Source organism: Enterococcus silesiacus, assembly GCF_001886225.1.
Taxonomy (GTDB): Bacteria; Bacillota; Bacilli; order Lactobacillales; family Enterococcaceae; genus Enterococcus_L; species Enterococcus_L silesiacus.
The window spans coordinates 82,029-98,551 of sequence record NZ_JXLC01000010.1 but is presented as its reverse complement, the minus strand read 5'-3'; the positions used below and the strand labels follow the sequence as shown (position 1 = coordinate 98,551).

The following is a 16,523-nucleotide window of genomic DNA, read 5'->3' as shown; positions in this document are numbered from 1 at the left end:
TAGCATTCATTGTCCCTTCTCTTTATAATAATAAAAAAATAGTCAAAATACTACGCTAATTTTATTTTTGCTTTTTTAAAAGGAATAGAGAATAGATTCCTAGTTCTGAAACGTTCAATCCTTAGCTCTTCTAGATTGATACACTGGCCTCTACCCAGCATATTCTATAGCAAAAATTTGATCCTGGGACATAACTTTTCAAGTTATGCCCCAAGATCTTTTTATCCGAATAAACGGTGGAAGCAGAAGCAATCCCTTCGGAAATAAGCTGAAATTCACAAAAATTTGAAGAGCAATTTTCGTGAATTCCTTCTTATTTTTCGAGATTAGACGCTTCTGTCCCAACCTCATTTAGCCCTGTCGCTCACTTTTTATGCCAGTCTTACTCACAGTCATTCTACTGACAAATAACTTTGCCGTAAAAACGATTTATTCATTAAAAAATCTTTAGGAGCCAACAGATAAGTCCCGACTGTCAACACTTCAGATTGGGCAATAGTTGAATCGACCATGCTATGCGCTGCATCTTTGATCTTAAATATGGTCAACAATTCTTTAGGTATTTTTTTTGAATAGATTTTTTCAGTATCTATAACATCGACATTTTCGTCGTGATCAGCAAGAAACAAATCAACTGGGACTTCAATCTTCTCCAAGTCCGATTGAACATCTGAATATAGGTTTTTTTTAGCAAAAATCCAACGATCTTGTGACATCGGCTCTTGCTCTGGTGTATTCGCTAGATATTCTTGGTAAGATACGTTCTTTTTCATTAATGAGATAATTTGCTCTTCCTGTTCTAAAGCTTGCTGGATTTGACCTTGTGTCTGACCTTCACGCTTTAGTTTTTGGGTTGTGTAATAATCATTTTGCCTCAGCCAATTAATTGCTGGAGAGACTAAAATCACCTTAGAAATCGGCACTTTCTTTTGTGCTGCCACTTTTGGCACGACCCAGCCACCTTGGCTTACACCCCATAAAATAATTTTTTCTGTATTTAACTCTGGTTGATTCATTGCCCATTGGATTACTTCGGTTACTTCTGCCGCTCGGTCATCCATCGATTGATGTAGCCAATTTCCATAAGAGCCAGCTACGCCAAGCTTTGCCCAAGAGATGGTCGTAAATCCGGCTTTAGCAAATTGTTCCATCATTGGTCTATAGCCGCCCTCATTTGTAGCATCAACTGGTGCATCGCCATGAACAAGCACCCCGATTCCCTTTGAACGTCGCTTGACTGGCTCCACCACTACAGCCGAGAGCTTCCCTTTAGACAGTGGAATCCATTTGCTCGTCTCCTGCATCTCATAGCGATGTTCATACCAAACAAACATGCTTAATGCAATCATCACACCCAGTAACCCAAATAAAAATTTTCGACCTCGCCGCATATTATCTACCCCATTCCATAAAAAGCCAATTTGCCTCATTGGCTAAAAGTCCTAAAATAACCTTTCTTTTCTTCTTGACAATGGAAAAACCACACTTTAAATACAAGCGTAATGCGTGTTGATTAGTAGCTGAAACAAGTAATGTGAGCTTCTCCCCTTTTTTTACTTCTGCTTGTGCTACTGTGATTAAAGCTTTAGCAATGCCTTGTTTTTGATACTTTTGGTGGACAGCAATATTTTCTATATAATGCTCGTTATCGCCAGGAGAATACTCCAAAGCTGTCAGCAATACAACATATTTAAAAATAGTAAAAAAACCATATGTTCTAGATAATTCAAATGGATACGCTATTTTTTTAGGCATTGCTGATTTTTTAGAAATGCTTAAAACACCGATGATTTCATGTTCATTTTTCACAATGTAATCAGTTGGACCCGTCTGCGACGGTGGATACTGTTGTTCAAAATAGAGCAACGTCGTCAACTTCTCCGTTGTGGTTAAATGAACCTTGGAAAACTTATCTGCAAACGACGTTAACAGTAACTGTAGGACATTTTTCACTTCATACTCAGTCAACTGATTTCGATCCACTACAGCTATTTTATGATTCATTTGATACTCATCCTTTCACTGAAATAAAATACTGTAATTCATATAACAGTTTATTATTCATCAAAATCGAAGAATAGGCAGTCTCTTTAACAATGATTTCAGAGAGCTCAAAAAATGGACTGTTGACTTCTTTACTAAAAACGTTGAGTGCTTCTAACAACTCCTCTTCGGTTTCAATCCAAACTCTTTTGACTAAATAGTCCCCTGCCTGTAAAATTCGCTGTTTTGTTGAAAATGTACCTTCGACATATACATCGATTTGTCGAGCATTCACTAGATAGTAAAACGATTCACCAAATAACGAATGACTACTTTGCTTATTTTTTATTGCTTTATAGAATTCTAGAATGTCCAACATCTCCGTTATTGGGTACGAATAAATTTTACTCAATTTTCTCTCAGGTAATTCGAGATAGCTTTCATCTTTTTGTTCAATTTCAGGCAACAGATTTTCAATTTGCTCTTTAGCCGAGAGAAGTTGCTGTAATTTTGCTTCTGTCGCTTTCAAGGTTTCCTTTAACGTTTCTTTTGCCCAGACATTATCCTGATTTGTCATGAATTGCGCTATTTGAGCTGTTGATACACCTAGACTACGTAGCAAGAGTATATTTGCCAGCTGATATACCTGATCCATACCATACTTGTGATAACCATTAGTATCTATCAATGCTGGAGTTAATAAGCCTTTTTCCTCATTGTAACGAATCTGATGTTTGGAGATAGACATCAATTCCGCTAATTGTCCCATAGTTAAATACGTCTCTATTTTTCTCTCCTCCTCACTGTGATCTTGTTCTAGCATAAACTATCGGGTCGCCCAACAGTCAAACGATATTTTATGAAATAAAATCAACTCAGTAACTTGTCTTTCTATTTACATTTTTCCGAAAGCGCTTGTAATCGTTCGTATAAAATATCCGTATGGTGTTAAATTCTTACATAACAAAGTAGTTTTCTCAACCTCATGATAATTGTTGTATTTTGTTCAGCAAAAATAACAAAATTTTGTGAATTTCGAGCTATTTCAACCTTTTGATAGAAATAAACAGCTATTTTGTAAGCATTTATTTTGTGAATTTTTTACTTTTCGTATATTATAGTTATTAAGAGGTATGTACCAATATTTTCGAAAGGATTGAAAAATATGTTAAAATTGTATACGACAAATAGTTGCACATCATGTAGAAAAGCGCGGAGATGGCTAATCGATCATGAGATTCCATTTGAAGAAAAGAATTTTGGCACTACTCCTATAACATTAGATGAACTAAAAAATATATTAATTCTTACAGAAGAAGGAACAGAAGATATTATTTCGATTCGTTCCAAAGTCTTTCAAAAACTAGATATAGACATCAATGAATTACCTTTACACGCCTTATTGGAATTGGTTAAGGATAATCCAGGATTGCTCCGCCGTCCCATTATGATCGATGAAAAAAGATTACAGATTGGTTTTAATGAAGATGAAATTCGCTGTTTCCTGCCTAGATCAGTTCGTAAAAGAGAATTATCTCAAACATTACTTTTAAGCGGTTTATAACTGTTACTGCCTCGAATCTAAAAGAATCACTAAAAAACTCATTCTCTTCTAACTTGAACGAGTGGGATAAATGTCTTAGAACACATTTACCCTCACTCCGCTTGGGTTAGAGGCAGAACGAGTTTTTTTATTATCTAAAATTATTTTACAAACATCGCATCACCAAAGCTAAAGAAGCGATAGCGTTCATCGATTGCATGCTGATAAGCAGTAAGTGTCAAATCTCTCCCAGCAAATGCACTGACCAACATTACTAAGGTTGATTTAGGTAAATGAAAATTCGTCGAAAAAGCTTGGACGATTTTAAATTCATAACCTGGTGTAATGAAAATGTCTGTCCAACCGCTATCTGCTTTGATTTGTCCGTCAAATTTCGTTCCGATCGTTTCAAGTGTACGAATAGATGTTGTTCCTACAGCAACGATTTTTCCACCATTTTGGCGAACGTCATTTAGTTGAGCCGCCGCTTCTTCTGTTAATCGATAAAACTCACTATGCATTTCATGTTCTGAAATATTATCCACACTAACAGGCCGGAAAGTTCCTAAACCGACGTGTAAGGTCAAATAAACAAGCTTCACGCCCTTTGACTGGATTTTACCAAGTAGTTCCTGTGTAAAGTGTAAACCCGCTGTAGGGGCAGCTGCAGAGCCATTTTCTTTTGCATAGACTGTTTGATATCGTTCAGGATCTTCTAAACGTTCTTTGATATATGGTGGTAAAGGCATTTCTCCCAGCGATTCTAAAATTTCTAAGAAGATGCCCTCGTATTTAAACGTTACGATTCGTCCGCCATGTTCTAGTTCCTCAACAACAGTAGCTGTTAAACGACCATCACCAAAACTGATTTGGGTACCGACTTTTGCCCGCTTGGCAGGTTTAATCAACGTCTCCCAAGTGTCTCCTTCTGTGTTTGTTAAAAGCAACACTTCTAAATGTCCGCCAGTTTCAGGTTTTTCTCCATATAATCGAGCTGGCAGCACCCGTGTATCATTCATGACCAAGGCGTCTCCCGCATTTAATTCATCAATGATTTCATGAAAATGTTTATCTTCAATTTCTTTTGTTTCTCGATCTAAAACTAAAAGACGCGAGCTTGTCCGATCCTTCAAAGGCGTCTGAGCAATCAGTTCCTCTGGTAAATCAAAATCAAAATCTTCTGTACTAAGCATATTGGTCACTCTCTCCACTTGATTTGTCTTGGCTATTCTACCATTTTTTACGCTATCTGGCTATGAAGAAAGCCCTTGTTAAAAGCGAAATACTTGAATTTCTTATTTCTATAGCATAAACTTACTTTTAGTAAGTGAAAATAAAATTAAAGGGGGACTTTCAATGTTCGCACCGATTCATCATGTCTCATTATTAACAAGATTTGCTAAGGATAATCACTTTTTTTATACAACGATCCTTGGATTGCGTTTTGTAAAGAAAACGGTCAATCAAGATAATCATAAAATGCTACACTACTACTATGGCGATTATGCCGGCACACCTGGTTCTGTGATCACTTTTTTTGTGGTCCCTTCATTAGCACAACGCTATGATAAGGCTGATTTCTTAAGTACGATCGGATTAAAAATCCCTAAAGGTAGTCTGCTTTTTTGGGAGAAACGCTTAACTGATGCCAAAATTAAATTTACTAAGAAACAAAACAGTCTTCATTTTAAAGACAAAGATCAGGTAAGTCTCCATTTGGTTGAAGTAGAGCAAGAACCATTAGCTAAAGAGCTACAGGTGAACAATTCTATTCCAGGCGACAAACAGATCCTGGGACTTTTATCGACTGAATTTCACGTTGCTGACCCTAAAAAAACAGCTGACTTCTTTTATCGATTAATAGGTTGGAACAGCAACCGTGGAAAAATTCAACTCAATGAAACTGATTATATTCAACTATTATCGACTGCGACACCAGATAAAACTCGCATGGGTCGAGGAAGTATGGATCACGTTGCCCTTTCAGTCCAAGATGAACAAAAGCTAGATGAGCTTTATGTAAAAGCAAAAGAGCAAAGATGGAACATTGAAAAAATCGTCCATCGCGGTTACTTTAAAAGTCTCTATATCAGAGAACCTGGAGGTATTCGAGTTGAGTTTGCGACATTGACACCTGGTTTTACGCTAGATGAACCACTGAGCTCTTTAGGTGAACACCTTGCTTTACCGCCTTTTTTAGAAGATAAGCGTTCTGAAATCGAAGCAAATATCTATAAAGAAATATAACTACCCAACAGTTACAAGCTGAAATAAGAGTGATGATATACTATCAAAGGCGGTTTGCCCTTGGATCAACACGCTTATTTCAGCTTTTCTATGTCTAAAATTTAATTCATTTAATTCTTCTTACTCAGCAGTTCACAGATGAATGTTCCCTACTAAAAATACAAACAGGCGCTCAAGCTAAAAACAAACTGACTTACCTAGAATCCATCAATTTATTTAGACTCTCACCCCTGTTCATATACCTTGAACTACCAAAGACTACTTTTTACTAAACAGAACATTACCACTTTAACGATTCTACAAGTATTTGCAGGTCTTTGGCTCTTCAATACAGCAAAGCTCCTATTTACTAAATAGCTAAAGCTTGTCGGCTTCAATCTTTAGCTACCAGCAAATACAAACCTTTACCTTAGATAGAAACAAAATAAAAAAATGGCGTTGGCAAAGTACACCAACACCATTGCATGTTCAACAAATAGACATCTCATTATCCATCTTCAACTCTGGCAAAGAAAGTTCTAGATATTTCTCCAAAAATTGAGTAAAATGGAATATGTCGATGTTACGCATTGACACGGGCAACTTGATTGGTCAGCATTCTCTGACTTCTCAGGGCTTCATGGATCAGCGCCAACTGATCTGTGAAGTGCCTTTTTTATTATATTCGTTTCTATCTACTACTCATTTTAAAGAAAAACAATTTCATAGTCAACAAAGTGTCAGAAAATTTTTTGTTTATCTGGTTTTATTATGAAAATACAGCAATATTTTCTAACTTTTTAGTAGCTTATTGAAACAAAAAAACAGAGCGAAAGTCGAAACATCGATTTTCAGGCTCTGGATTTTATTTGCTTTAATGGTACTATTTACATGCTAGGTGAATCTAAACAATCTTCATATGTCCATAAAGACTCCACATCAAATTCCTCTAATGCTGCCTTATTTGATTCTTTAGAAGAGGCTCTTGCTGAATAACTGATTTCCCCTTCTTCAATAAGAAACGTCCAGTTTTTGCCGTCGCTCGCTTGGATAATGTCTGTAGAATCAATCATATTTTTTTTCAGCCAGTTTTTGCTAGCTACTTCATAATTTGAATCATCATGGAACAATTCTTTTTTTAGTAAAACAAATTTTGCTGAGAAATCCATGCTTGCAGCCATTCGATACAGTCGATCTGCTTCTTCAAAGCATTGCTCTTCGTTATAAATATCTCCCAATAAAACAAACGAACTAAAACATTCATTTAATTGAATACCGCCGTTTTTTATACTTGTTTCAATGACCAATTTCAAAAAATATACCGCTTGCTGCATCTGATTTTCATTCAGAGCTTGCTGAGCCTGCTCAAACCATTTCTTTATTTTCCTTTTATTAAACATTTTTTCTCCTTTAAACCTCTTTTTTCTACAAAATAGCGAACCAACAACCTTCTCGCTACTCAGTCACTTCATTTTTAAGGAGAGCTAGACAAAACTCGTAGCGTTTCGCCTAGCTCTCCTTTTGAATAACTCAAGCCAACAAAACATTTACCACGATCGGTCTAAATGTTCCTTCTGCTGATTTTATTCAACTTTCTTCAAGATTTTGACATCTCCCGTTTTTGATTTTACGTCAATTTTATACTTTTCCTTCCCTGATACATCAGAGAAATCATTTTTCAGCTCACCAGTCTCTGTACTTGCAGTGACTTTAACTGATTGGCTAGGGTCTTGTAACCACTTGATGAATCCTGATTGACTAGAGACACGTGCATTTAATTTGCTGCTTTGGACAGCGATTGTTGGACCGGAACCATTTTTCAACGCTAAGATACCTTTATTTTCTTCTGAGACAATCTTCCCACTCTCATTGACTAATGAAAGATCTCCATTTGTTCGTTTAACAATCACTTGACCATCTGTTGCAGTAGCGGTAAGTTTTTTTGTTTCAGAATCTTCTAAAATCATCCGCCCTGAATGATTATTTAACACGACATTATCTGAACGTAAGAATTTTAAAATAGAGAGGCCTTGATTGCCCTCAATTGTTAAGTCCCCTAACATCCCAGTGATAACGGTTTTTCCAGAGGCGCTTTTGACTTTTAAGTTCATAGCAGATTCTTCTATGATAACATCACCATAATCACTTCTGATATTCCCTTCATCCGCAATAATATTTTTCGCATAGACATCACCTGAAATCAAATCTAAGTCAAAATTCTTTGTTTGAATATCCAGTAACCGCAAATCTCCCCGGCTTAACCCTAAATGGAAATTGTCAAGAATCGTTCCTTTTGGTATAAAGAAAATCACTTCTGAACGTCCAGTTCGAGTGAATGTATCAAAAAGATTCTCTTCGTCTAATGTCAAGTTTACCTTGTTATCATACAGACCCGCTTCAATTTTCTTGATATCACTCTCTTTAAATCTACCTTTGACCATCAAACTTGGTTTATCTGCACTAGATACTTCGACAGTCGTGATTTCAACATCTGCATCTGAATCCAAACTGAAAGCAGCGTGGTTGTTGGAAGACAGGCTGATCTCTTTGTAATATTGTCTGCCTGTATACATTAATTGACCTGTGGCAGAAAAAAACAATAACATCATTGTCCCTACTAACAGTAATCCAAGTGATAAACCATTGATTAATTTCCGTTTTTCAAAAGCCCAGCCTTTTATGACTTGCAAAATAATCGCTAGCAATAAGACACATAAAATCGTTGGAATCCCAGCTAAATTTCGTTCTTCATTTAATTCTTTGACCGTATAGGCCAAGAAAAAAGCAAAGGATGCCACTAGTAGCAAAAGCAGTAACGGTTTCAATACTTTAAACGCTGCTTTTAGAAGCTTTTGCATTCTTTTTTTCTGTGATTGAATGAATACCTCTTTGATTTCTTCTCTGGGAACAACAGAGGTTTTAGCATTAATTGCAGCATCTAAGCTTAAATCTGCATAATAATCTGCTGCTACCTCTTCTGGTGGCGCAAGCCCAGAAACGACGTCTGCTTCTGTCTGTCCTTCTTCCAAACAAATGTCCAACTGCTCCAATAAGTATTCTTTCAACTCATTAAAATCTTCTATATCCTCTTCAGCAAAAGCAGCCTTTAGTCGGTTTAAATATTCTTCCATCGTGTTCACTAATCTGCCTCCCTCAGTTTACGTACTTGTTCAACGAATTCATCCCAATCACGCTCTAAAAGTTCCAAATATTCTTTCCCTTTATCAGTCATTTGGTAATACTTTCTGGAAGGACCATCAGGCGATTCTTTTGTATAAATGACACAATACGATTCTTTAACTAATCGACGCAAAACTGGGTAAAGCGCCCCTTCGGTAATTGGTATAAACTGATTCACTCGTTGTGTTAACTCATAACCATATCGATCTTCTTTTTCAATAAAATGAAGTACACACATTTCTAAAGCACCTTTTTTAAATTGGCTAGAAGCCCTCATTGCTCAATCCCCTTATCACAGTTTTGATTGACAAATTACCCGCTGTTTCTATAAATGTCCACTGAAATAAAACGACTATGAAAAGAACAATTATGGCTAAGTTCATCTCATCAAACAGACTATTTTACTGTAATCGTAAAAAACTGTTTTTAAACGAGCGCAAAATTAGCCACGCACCAAAGTGCTTTATGCTTTACAACAAAATATTGTTTAGTCTTTTATTAGTGGTTATTGCGGTTGTAATTCTTTTTCTCTTGAATGATACCTTGACGCTCTTCTGGTGTCAAATTAGGATCTCCCAATTGCTCGCCCCACTCACGATTTCTTTGACCTCGTTCCTGGCCATTAGCTGAAGCTCCTGAAACAACGTCAGCAGTGGCTTCATTTTCTGGTATTTGCGGTGCTGGTGTTTCTACCGGTGGTTGAACTGCCGCTTGCTCTGCTGCGACTGCTTGAGCTGCCTCAGCGGCTTGGGCCGCTTGAGCGGAAGCCTGACTTGCTGTCGCTTCAGCTTCAGTTTTCTTTGCGGCGGCTTTTTGTTCGTTTTCTTCTTTTTGCTTTTGGGCTTTCTTTATTTCTTGGTCTTTTAGTTTTTTCTTGATTGAGTTTTCAACATGAGCGATTTTTTTTGATACGACCTCAGCTAATCGTTCTCTTTTTAAGGCAAAACGTTCTCTAACTGCTTCATCTTTAGAAAATGCCGCATCTGCGGTAGTTATTGTCTGAGTTGTCCCAATACCGATCATTAAAAAAGCTATGCAAAATACTATAAATTTTTTCATTCTAACTTCTCCTTAATCAACATATTTCTTTCCTACTAGTTATCCTTGAAAAGCATCTAGCAATTCATTAAACCGTTTTTCCTCGTCTACAATGATCCAATATTTTTTCTCTTTTTTATCTAGCTCTAATTCAAAATGAATTGTTCTCGGTTCTTTCGCTGCTTTCAATTCTTTAAATGTCTTTTTTAGTGCTTCAAACTGAATTTGATTAAGGTCTTTGTCTGTTAATGCATTTAATTCTTTTAAAATCCCGTTTAATTGCTTTTCATCAGAAATTTTATCGATATCCTCTAGCTGTTTGATCGTCTCATAGCCTTTATTCTTTAACCATTGTACTAGTTCTTCATCGGTTTTTTGATCAATTATTTGATCGAAATTAGTCTGATCCAATCCAGTGACCGTTACTTCTGCTTCTTGCTTTTTTGCTTGACTGTCTTTCATTTTTACCGAAAAGCTGGTTTCTTTTTCCAATTGTTCCTGATAGATTGTTACCAATTCTTTCGCTTGCTCTTTTGAAAGATCGAACAGCTCAGAGAAATCTTGAATCAAATCTGCTTGACTTGGCGCATCTAATTGATAAAAATATTTTTCTGCTTCTTCTTTATCTCGCTCGTAAATTACATTATTGATGAAAGCTGTAGCAACATCTTTAGGATCAGCGTTCTTCGCGCATCCCGTAAAAACAACAACTATAAAAGCTAACATGATAATTATTCTCTTATTTTTCATACGTCTAATTGGCTCCTTTTATGACAATAACTGTTGATTTTTTTGTGCATCTTTTCTATTTTTGAAGATATACTTGAAAATCGTGTAAAACTTAACTCTAATGGAATGGATATCACCCACACCATATTTTGGGTCTGAATAGATCAAACCTAACCAACGATAGTGATTCTTACGTGAAAATTTCTGGGTCTTGAACGTAATTTCAACTGTTCCAGTTAAATTAATTATACGCGAACGAACCATTTTTACATTTTTTATTTTTTGAAAAGAAAGAAGACCCTCTTCTTGATTCAACAATATACTTAAGAACGGATCTTTTGGATCAGCTGTGATCGTCACACTTCGTTCACCTAGATAATTAATTCTAACAGGGATCACTTGATCTTCTTTGACCAGCTTTCCGTCATAGTCGACCGGTATAATCATTGGTAAACGTGGACGCTCATACGCCACAGACACTGCAACCGTCAAACTGACAATGTTGTAGAGCAACCAATAAATATTGATAGAAAAAACATTCCACCACTGCAGATGAGCAAAATCTAATTGCGCGATATAATAAATCAAGGCAAAACAATTTGCAGCCAATAATAAGATCTGAACTTTACAATTGCGCCAGTCAAAATAGCCTTTTTCTCCTTGAATTCCTTTGATCGTTACATGAAATTTTTTATTTTTTTTAGGACTAAATAGTGTCTCTTTCCAAACGGCCCAGGAAACTTGCGGCGCAGTAACTAATTCATAAATATTACTGATAAATGAATTGTATTTTTTTCTAGCAACGGACTTATACATCAAACTCCCCGATAGAAATGCCGGTAACCAGAAAACTACTAGATGTGGTAGCGTAGTCTTCAAGCTTGAAATATTAAAAACCAAATATAGAAAAGGGCACAGTAAATAAATCAATTTATACATGCCAGAATACCAATACATCACACCATCCAGATAAAACCATTTTTGAATAAACGTTAAATTCTTCAACTTCTTCAACGTATACTTTTTGGCAACTTGCACATTGCCTCGTCCCCAGCGATCCCGCTGTTTGACATAATCTGCTAATGTTTCTGGTGACAGACCTGAAGCAAGGGCTTCATTGACGAACACGCCTTGCCAGCCGTTGTTTTGCAACAGTAATCCTGTAGCCATATCCTCTGTGATCACTCCTGTTGTAAATCCGCCAATCGAATCCAGTGCCTTACGCTTGAACAATGCATTGCTTCCTACATAAAGAACCGCATTGAATTGATCTTTACCCTCTTCTAAGCTACGCATAAAAAAGTCTTGTTCGTTATTGATCTCACTGTCTAAATATAGATTATGCTGAAAGATATCTGAATTAAAAAATGTCTGAGGTGTTTGAATAAACCCTACCTTTTCTTCTGCAAAATAGCCCAACGTCCGTTCCAGAAATTCTCGCTTAGGTACCATATCGGCATCTTGCGTTACGATGATTTCTCCATTCGTTTTCGTTAAAGCATAGTTCAGATTACCTGCTTTAGCATGCTCATGTGTCGGACGGGCAATAACTTTTACATGATGTTTTTCAGCTAACTTTCGCACCATCGAGCGGTCCCCATCATCACAAAGATAAATATTCAGTAATTCTTTGGGATAATCAATCGATAAACACCCAACAACAGTTCTTTCTAAGATCTCAATATTTTCATTATATGTAGCGATTAAAATATCGACTGTGGGTAATTCTTTTAATTCAGCCAATGATTTTTCAGTTCGTTTATATGGTTTCCAAAACAAGACAACCAAAGTAAAGGCCTGAATAAATCCCATAAACTCTGCCAAATACAATAGACTTCCTGCAATCAGCTCGGTAACATTTCCAGTAGGAATCGTATAAAAAAATCGCCATACTAAGTAAACAAACTGGATCATCACAAAACCAGTTAGTACAAATTTCCGATAATCTTCCTTTTTTTTCGAAATAAGATAAAACACAAACAAATAACTTAAACTAAATACCAAGTAACCTAACCCAAATTTTTCCATTACGCTCTCCTTTTCACTCTCTATTATTCATAAAATAGTAGAAGCTAATCAACAATATACTAAGGTTTCCAGCTATTGTCAATAGAATAATAGTTGTTCAAAAAATCTTCTCTGACTTTTTCATTATATTTAGTATTAAAATGTCACTATTCCTTCATTATTTTTGACCTTAAAAAACAAAAAAAACATCTGATTTGTCGAAATCGCTGTTTTGTAGCATACTAGTAGTAGAAACATTTAGTAGGAAACACTGACGTCAGTTAGAAAATGAGACACAGAAAAAAGAATTTGGGGTGAGAAAGTTGATCGAATTTCAACATGTTTCAAAAATTTACAAAGGCGGTAAAATCGCTGTAGATGACATCAATCTGTCTTTTGATAAAGGTGAATTTGTCTGCTTTATCGGAACCAGTGGTAGCGGTAAAACAACCTCTATGCGAATGATCAATCGAATGACTGATCCATCAAAAGGAAAAATCTTAATCAATGGTGAGGACATTCAAACAATCAATCCGGTCGAATTACGCCGGAAAATTGGTTATGTCATTCAAAGTATTGGCTTGATGCCGCACATGACAATCAGAGAAAATATCGTACTTGTACCAAAGCTATTAAAAGTTGATCTAGACGAACGGAATAAAATTGCTGAAAAAATGATTGATCTAGTTGAATTACCTAGAGAAATGCTGGATCGTTATCCAAATGAGCTTTCCGGTGGACAACAACAACGAATCGGTGTTGTTCGAGCACTTGCAGCAAATCAAGATATTATTTTGATGGATGAACCGTTCGGAGCGCTTGATCCGATTACAAGAGACTCTTTACAAGATTTAGTGAAAGATTTGCAAGAACGTTTAGGGAAAACGATTGTTTTCGTTACACATGACATGGACGAAGCATTAAAATTAGCCAACCGAATTGCTATCATGAGTGAAGGAAAAGTCATTCAGTTTGATACACCCGATAATATTTTACGTCACCCAGTGAATGAGTTTGTTGAAGAATTGATTGGAGAAGACCGCTTGATTCAAGCCAAACCAGATATTACTACGGTTGGTGAAGTGATGCTAAACAACGCAATTACGATCACACCGGAAAAATCACTATCTGAAGCAATCAAATTAATGAGAGAAAAACGTGTTGATACATTGCTAGTTGTTGATGGAACAGGTGTCTTAAAAGGCTTTATCGATGTCGAAACGCTGGATCGCCGTAGAAAAGCTGCAACCAGTGTTAGTGATATCATGAATCCAAAAGTATTCTTTGTAAAAAAATCTTCTTTATTACGTGATACCTTACAACGAATTTTGAAACGCGGTTTAAAATACGTGCCAGTTGTGGACGACCAACAAAAAGTCGTTGGTATTTTAACGCGGGCTTCTTTAGTAGATATCGTTTACGATGTTATCTGGGGTGAAGAAGAAACAGAAGAGGCGACTCCTGCTTCAAGTGAACCAGAAACAACTGACGCCCCAAAACCTCAAGCGGAGGTGTAAGAAAATGAATCAGTTTCTTTTAGAAAGAGGAAATGAACTTGTTACTAAAATCGGAGAACATATTTTTATCTCTGGTGTAGCACTCATTTTAGGGATTTTGTTTGCCGTCCCGATCGGTATTTTATTGACAAGAACCAAACGAACAGCGGCCATTGTCATTGGTTTAACTAGTGCGTTACAAACCGTTCCTTCTCTGGCATTACTTGCGTTGATGATTCCAATTTTTGGTGTTGGAAAAATTCCAGCAATCATCGCATTGTTTATCTACTCATTGTTACCTATTTTACGAAATACGTATATTGGGATCAAAGAAGTTAGTCCTGATTATAAAGATGCTGCCAAAGGAATGGGGATGACTAATGTCCAGTCGATTTTCATGGTAGAATTGCCTATTGCAATGCCAACGATCATGGCTGGGATTCGACTAGCAGCAGTCTATGTTATTGCTTGGGCAACGTTGGCCTCTTATATTGGTGCCGGCGGACTTGGCGACTTTATCTTTAGTGGGTTAAACAATTATCAGCCAGATTTAATTTTTGCTGGAACGATCCCTGTTACTATTTTGGCTTTAGCAGCAGACTTATTACTTGGGCTGTTGGAGAAAAAATTAACGCCTAAAGCATTAAGGGAGGCGGAATAAGCATGAAACAAAAATTAAAATTGTTCCTCATCACATTTTGTAGCATCTTATTATTGTCAGGCTGTTCTTTGCCTGGACTAGCTTCTAACTCTGATGACTCGACCATTTCTATTACCGGAGGAATTACCTCTGAAGCGCAGATATTAGCAAGTTTAGTCGCTGGAATGATCGAGCATTATACTGATGAAAAAACTACGATTATCAACAACTTAGCAACGACCACAATCAACCATCAAGCAATGATGAATGGTGATGCGCAAATTTCGGCTGCCCGCTATACTGGGACTGATTTGACCACTACGTTGAATCTAGAACCGATCAAGGAACCAAAAAAAGCCTTTGATGTTGTACAATCAGAATTTCAGAAAAGATTTCAGCAAAAATGGTTTAACTCTTACGGATTTGCCAATACGTATGCCTTTATGGTCACACAAGAAACTGCTAAAAAATATAATTTAAAAACCATCAGTGATCTAAAAAAAGTTGGTGATCAATTGACCGCAGGTGTGGATACTTCTTGGATTGACCGTAAAGGTGACGGCTATAAAGGGTTTACTGAAACTTATGGCTTTGACTTTAAACGTGTCTTCCCGATGCAGATCGGTTTAGTTTATGATGCTGTTGCGGCTAATAAGATGGATGTTGTTTTAGGGTATTCAACAGATGGCCGAATCGGCAGTTATGATCTGGTTATTTTAGAAGATGATCTTCACTTCTTCCCGCCGTATGATGCCTGTGCAGTTGCAACGGACGAACTCTTAAAAAAACATCCTGAATTGAATGATGTCCTTGGTAAACTATCAGGAAAAATTTCAACAGAAACCATGCAAAAACTAAATTATCAAGCAGACAACGATTTAATGGAACCTGAAACAGTTGCTGATAATTTCTTAAAAGAACACCATTTCTTCGAATCTGAAGGAGGTGGGAAATAATGCAGAATTTACAAGATATGAATTTACTGCAGCAGTTTTTCTATTATTTTGAGCAAAACGGCAGTTATGTGTTAAGTCAATTTGTTCGACATTTTCTAATTTCCATTTACGGTGTATTATTTGCGGCAATCATCGGCATTCCAATTGGCATTTTCATAGCTCGCAGAAGAAAAATGGCTGGCTGGGTCGTGAGTATCGCAAACTTGATCCAAACAGTTCCTTCCCTTGCCATGCTTTCGATCTTAATGCTTGGTCTTGGACTTGGGGTAAATACTGTTATCGTAACAGTATTTCTCTACTCGCTTTTACCAATCATTAAGAATACCTATACTGGAATGATTCAGGTAGATAAAAATATTTTAGATGTCGGTAAAGGAATGGGCATGACGAAATGGCAACGCCTTTACATGGTGGAATTGCCGCTTTCCGTATCCGTGATCATGGCAGGTATCCGTAATGCTTTAGTTGTAGCGATTGGAATCACCGCTATCGGTGCTTTCGTTGGTGCCGGTGGTCTTGGCGATATCATTATTCGCGGAACCAATGCAACAGACGGTACAGCCATCATCCTTGTCGGGGCATTGCCAACGGCTTTAATGGCCATCATTACAGACTGGGTATTAGGCATGATCGAACGTCGATTAGATCCGGCTAGTAAACATTCATAGAAAAGCGGAACAAAACGTTTAGCCTTAGAGAAAATTAGGAATCTTGATAGAGAACAC

Annotated in this window: 16 protein-coding genes; 6 read left to right on the top strand and 10 right to left on the bottom strand. The window is 36.8% G+C overall.

All coding sequences use genetic code 11. The annotated features are described in order from the left end of the window. Positions 1-392 precede the first annotated feature (392 nt). The 3 genes from RV15_RS08725 to RV15_RS08715 are packed head-to-tail and all read right to left on the bottom strand — an operon-like array spanning position 393 to position 2,752. Entirely contained in the window at positions 393-1,430 is a 1,038-nt protein-coding gene (locus tag RV15_RS08725; RefSeq protein ID WP_245791297.1) for an alpha/beta hydrolase family protein, read from the bottom strand. Next, positions 1,393-2,004 (bottom strand): GNAT family N-acetyltransferase, encoded by a 612-nt coding sequence (locus RV15_RS08720; RefSeq protein ID WP_071877672.1) that lies wholly within the window; start codon positions 2,002-2,004, stop codon positions 1,393-1,395. Before RV15_RS08720 ends, RV15_RS08725 begins: the two co-directional genes overlap by 38 nt. Positions 2,005-2,011: 7 nt before the next feature. Then, positions 2,012-2,752: a helix-turn-helix domain-containing protein gene (locus RV15_RS08715; RefSeq protein WP_071877671.1), complete on the bottom strand. Its 741-nt coding sequence runs from the start codon at positions 2,750-2,752 to the stop codon at positions 2,012-2,014. A 396-nt stretch (positions 2,753-3,148) separates the two neighbouring features. Here RV15_RS08715 and spxA point away from each other — a divergent pair, with 396 nt between their 5' ends. Next, positions 3,149-3,547, top strand: a complete 399-nt coding sequence (gene spxA, locus RV15_RS08710; protein ID WP_025873200.1) for a transcriptional regulator SpxA — start codon at positions 3,149-3,151, stop codon at positions 3,545-3,547. Positions 3,548-3,687: 140 nt separating this feature from the next. Here the strand turns inward: spxA and queA are convergent, their stop codons facing one another. Continuing rightward, a complete protein-coding gene (gene queA, locus RV15_RS08705) occupies positions 3,688-4,719 on the bottom strand; it encodes a tRNA preQ1(34) S-adenosylmethionine ribosyltransferase-isomerase QueA (RefSeq protein WP_071877670.1) in 1,032 nt (343 codons plus the stop codon). Between the two features lie 163 nt (positions 4,720-4,882). Here queA and RV15_RS08700 point away from each other — a divergent pair, with 163 nt between their 5' ends. Further along, entirely contained in the window at positions 4,883-5,773 is an 891-nt protein-coding gene (locus RV15_RS08700) for a VOC family protein (protein ID WP_071877669.1), read from the top strand. Between the two features lie 866 nt (positions 5,774-6,639). On the opposite strand, the gene RV15_RS08690 is transcribed toward RV15_RS08700, so the two are convergent. The 6 genes from RV15_RS08690 to RV15_RS08665 all read right to left on the bottom strand — a co-directional run bounded on the left by RV15_RS08690 (position 6,640) and on the right by RV15_RS08665 (position 12,727). Further along, positions 6,640-7,152, bottom strand: a complete 513-nt coding sequence (locus tag RV15_RS08690; protein WP_071877667.1) for a hypothetical protein — start codon at positions 7,150-7,152, stop codon at positions 6,640-6,642. Positions 7,153-7,335: 183 nt separating this feature from the next. Next, a complete protein-coding gene (locus tag RV15_RS08685) occupies positions 7,336-8,883 on the bottom strand; it encodes a DUF4097 family beta strand repeat-containing protein (RefSeq protein WP_245791295.1) in 1,548 nt (515 codons plus the stop codon). Positions 8,884-8,891: 8 nt separating this feature from the next. Next, positions 8,892-9,209: a PadR family transcriptional regulator gene (locus RV15_RS08680; protein WP_071877665.1), complete on the bottom strand. Its 318-nt coding sequence runs from the start codon at positions 9,207-9,209 to the stop codon at positions 8,892-8,894. A 221-nt stretch (positions 9,210-9,430) separates the two neighbouring features. Beyond that, positions 9,431-9,991 carry a hypothetical protein gene (locus RV15_RS08675; protein ID WP_071877664.1) on the bottom strand — a complete coding sequence of 187 codons (561 nt, stop codon included), beginning with the start codon at positions 9,989-9,991 and terminating at the stop codon, positions 9,431-9,433. Positions 9,992-10,030: 39 nt separating this feature from the next. Further along, positions 10,031-10,696, bottom strand: coding sequence for a hypothetical protein (locus tag RV15_RS08670; protein ID WP_245791293.1), 666 nt, complete (start codon positions 10,694-10,696; stop codon positions 10,031-10,033). 42 nt (positions 10,697-10,738) lie between these two features. Continuing rightward, entirely contained in the window at positions 10,739-12,727 is a 1,989-nt protein-coding gene (locus RV15_RS08665) for a glycosyltransferase family 2 protein (RefSeq protein ID WP_071877662.1), read from the bottom strand. Positions 12,728-13,029: 302 nt separating this feature from the next. Here RV15_RS08665 and RV15_RS08660 point away from each other — a divergent pair, with 302 nt between their 5' ends. Genes RV15_RS08660 through RV15_RS08645 form a run of 4 tightly spaced genes read left to right on the top strand, consistent with a single transcriptional unit; the run spans position 13,030 to position 16,466 of the window. Then, positions 13,030-14,223, top strand: a complete 1,194-nt coding sequence (locus RV15_RS08660; protein ID WP_245791291.1) for a betaine/proline/choline family ABC transporter ATP-binding protein — start codon at positions 13,030-13,032, stop codon at positions 14,221-14,223. Positions 14,224-14,227: 4 nt separating this feature from the next. Beyond that, the gene (locus RV15_RS08655; RefSeq protein WP_071877660.1) at positions 14,228-14,863 is read left to right on the top strand and encodes an ABC transporter permease; all 636 of its coding nucleotides are present in this window, start codon (positions 14,228-14,230) and stop codon (positions 14,861-14,863) included. A gap of 2 nt (positions 14,864-14,865) precedes the next feature. Then, the gene (locus tag RV15_RS08650; RefSeq protein WP_071877659.1) at positions 14,866-15,798 is read left to right on the top strand and encodes an osmoprotectant ABC transporter substrate-binding protein; all 933 of its coding nucleotides are present in this window, start codon (positions 14,866-14,868) and stop codon (positions 15,796-15,798) included. Continuing rightward, positions 15,798-16,466: an ABC transporter permease gene (locus RV15_RS08645; RefSeq protein ID WP_071877658.1), complete on the top strand. Its 669-nt coding sequence runs from the start codon at positions 15,798-15,800 to the stop codon at positions 16,464-16,466. Before RV15_RS08650 ends, RV15_RS08645 begins: the two co-directional genes overlap by 1 nt. The last annotated feature ends 57 nt before the right edge of the window (positions 16,467-16,523 follow it).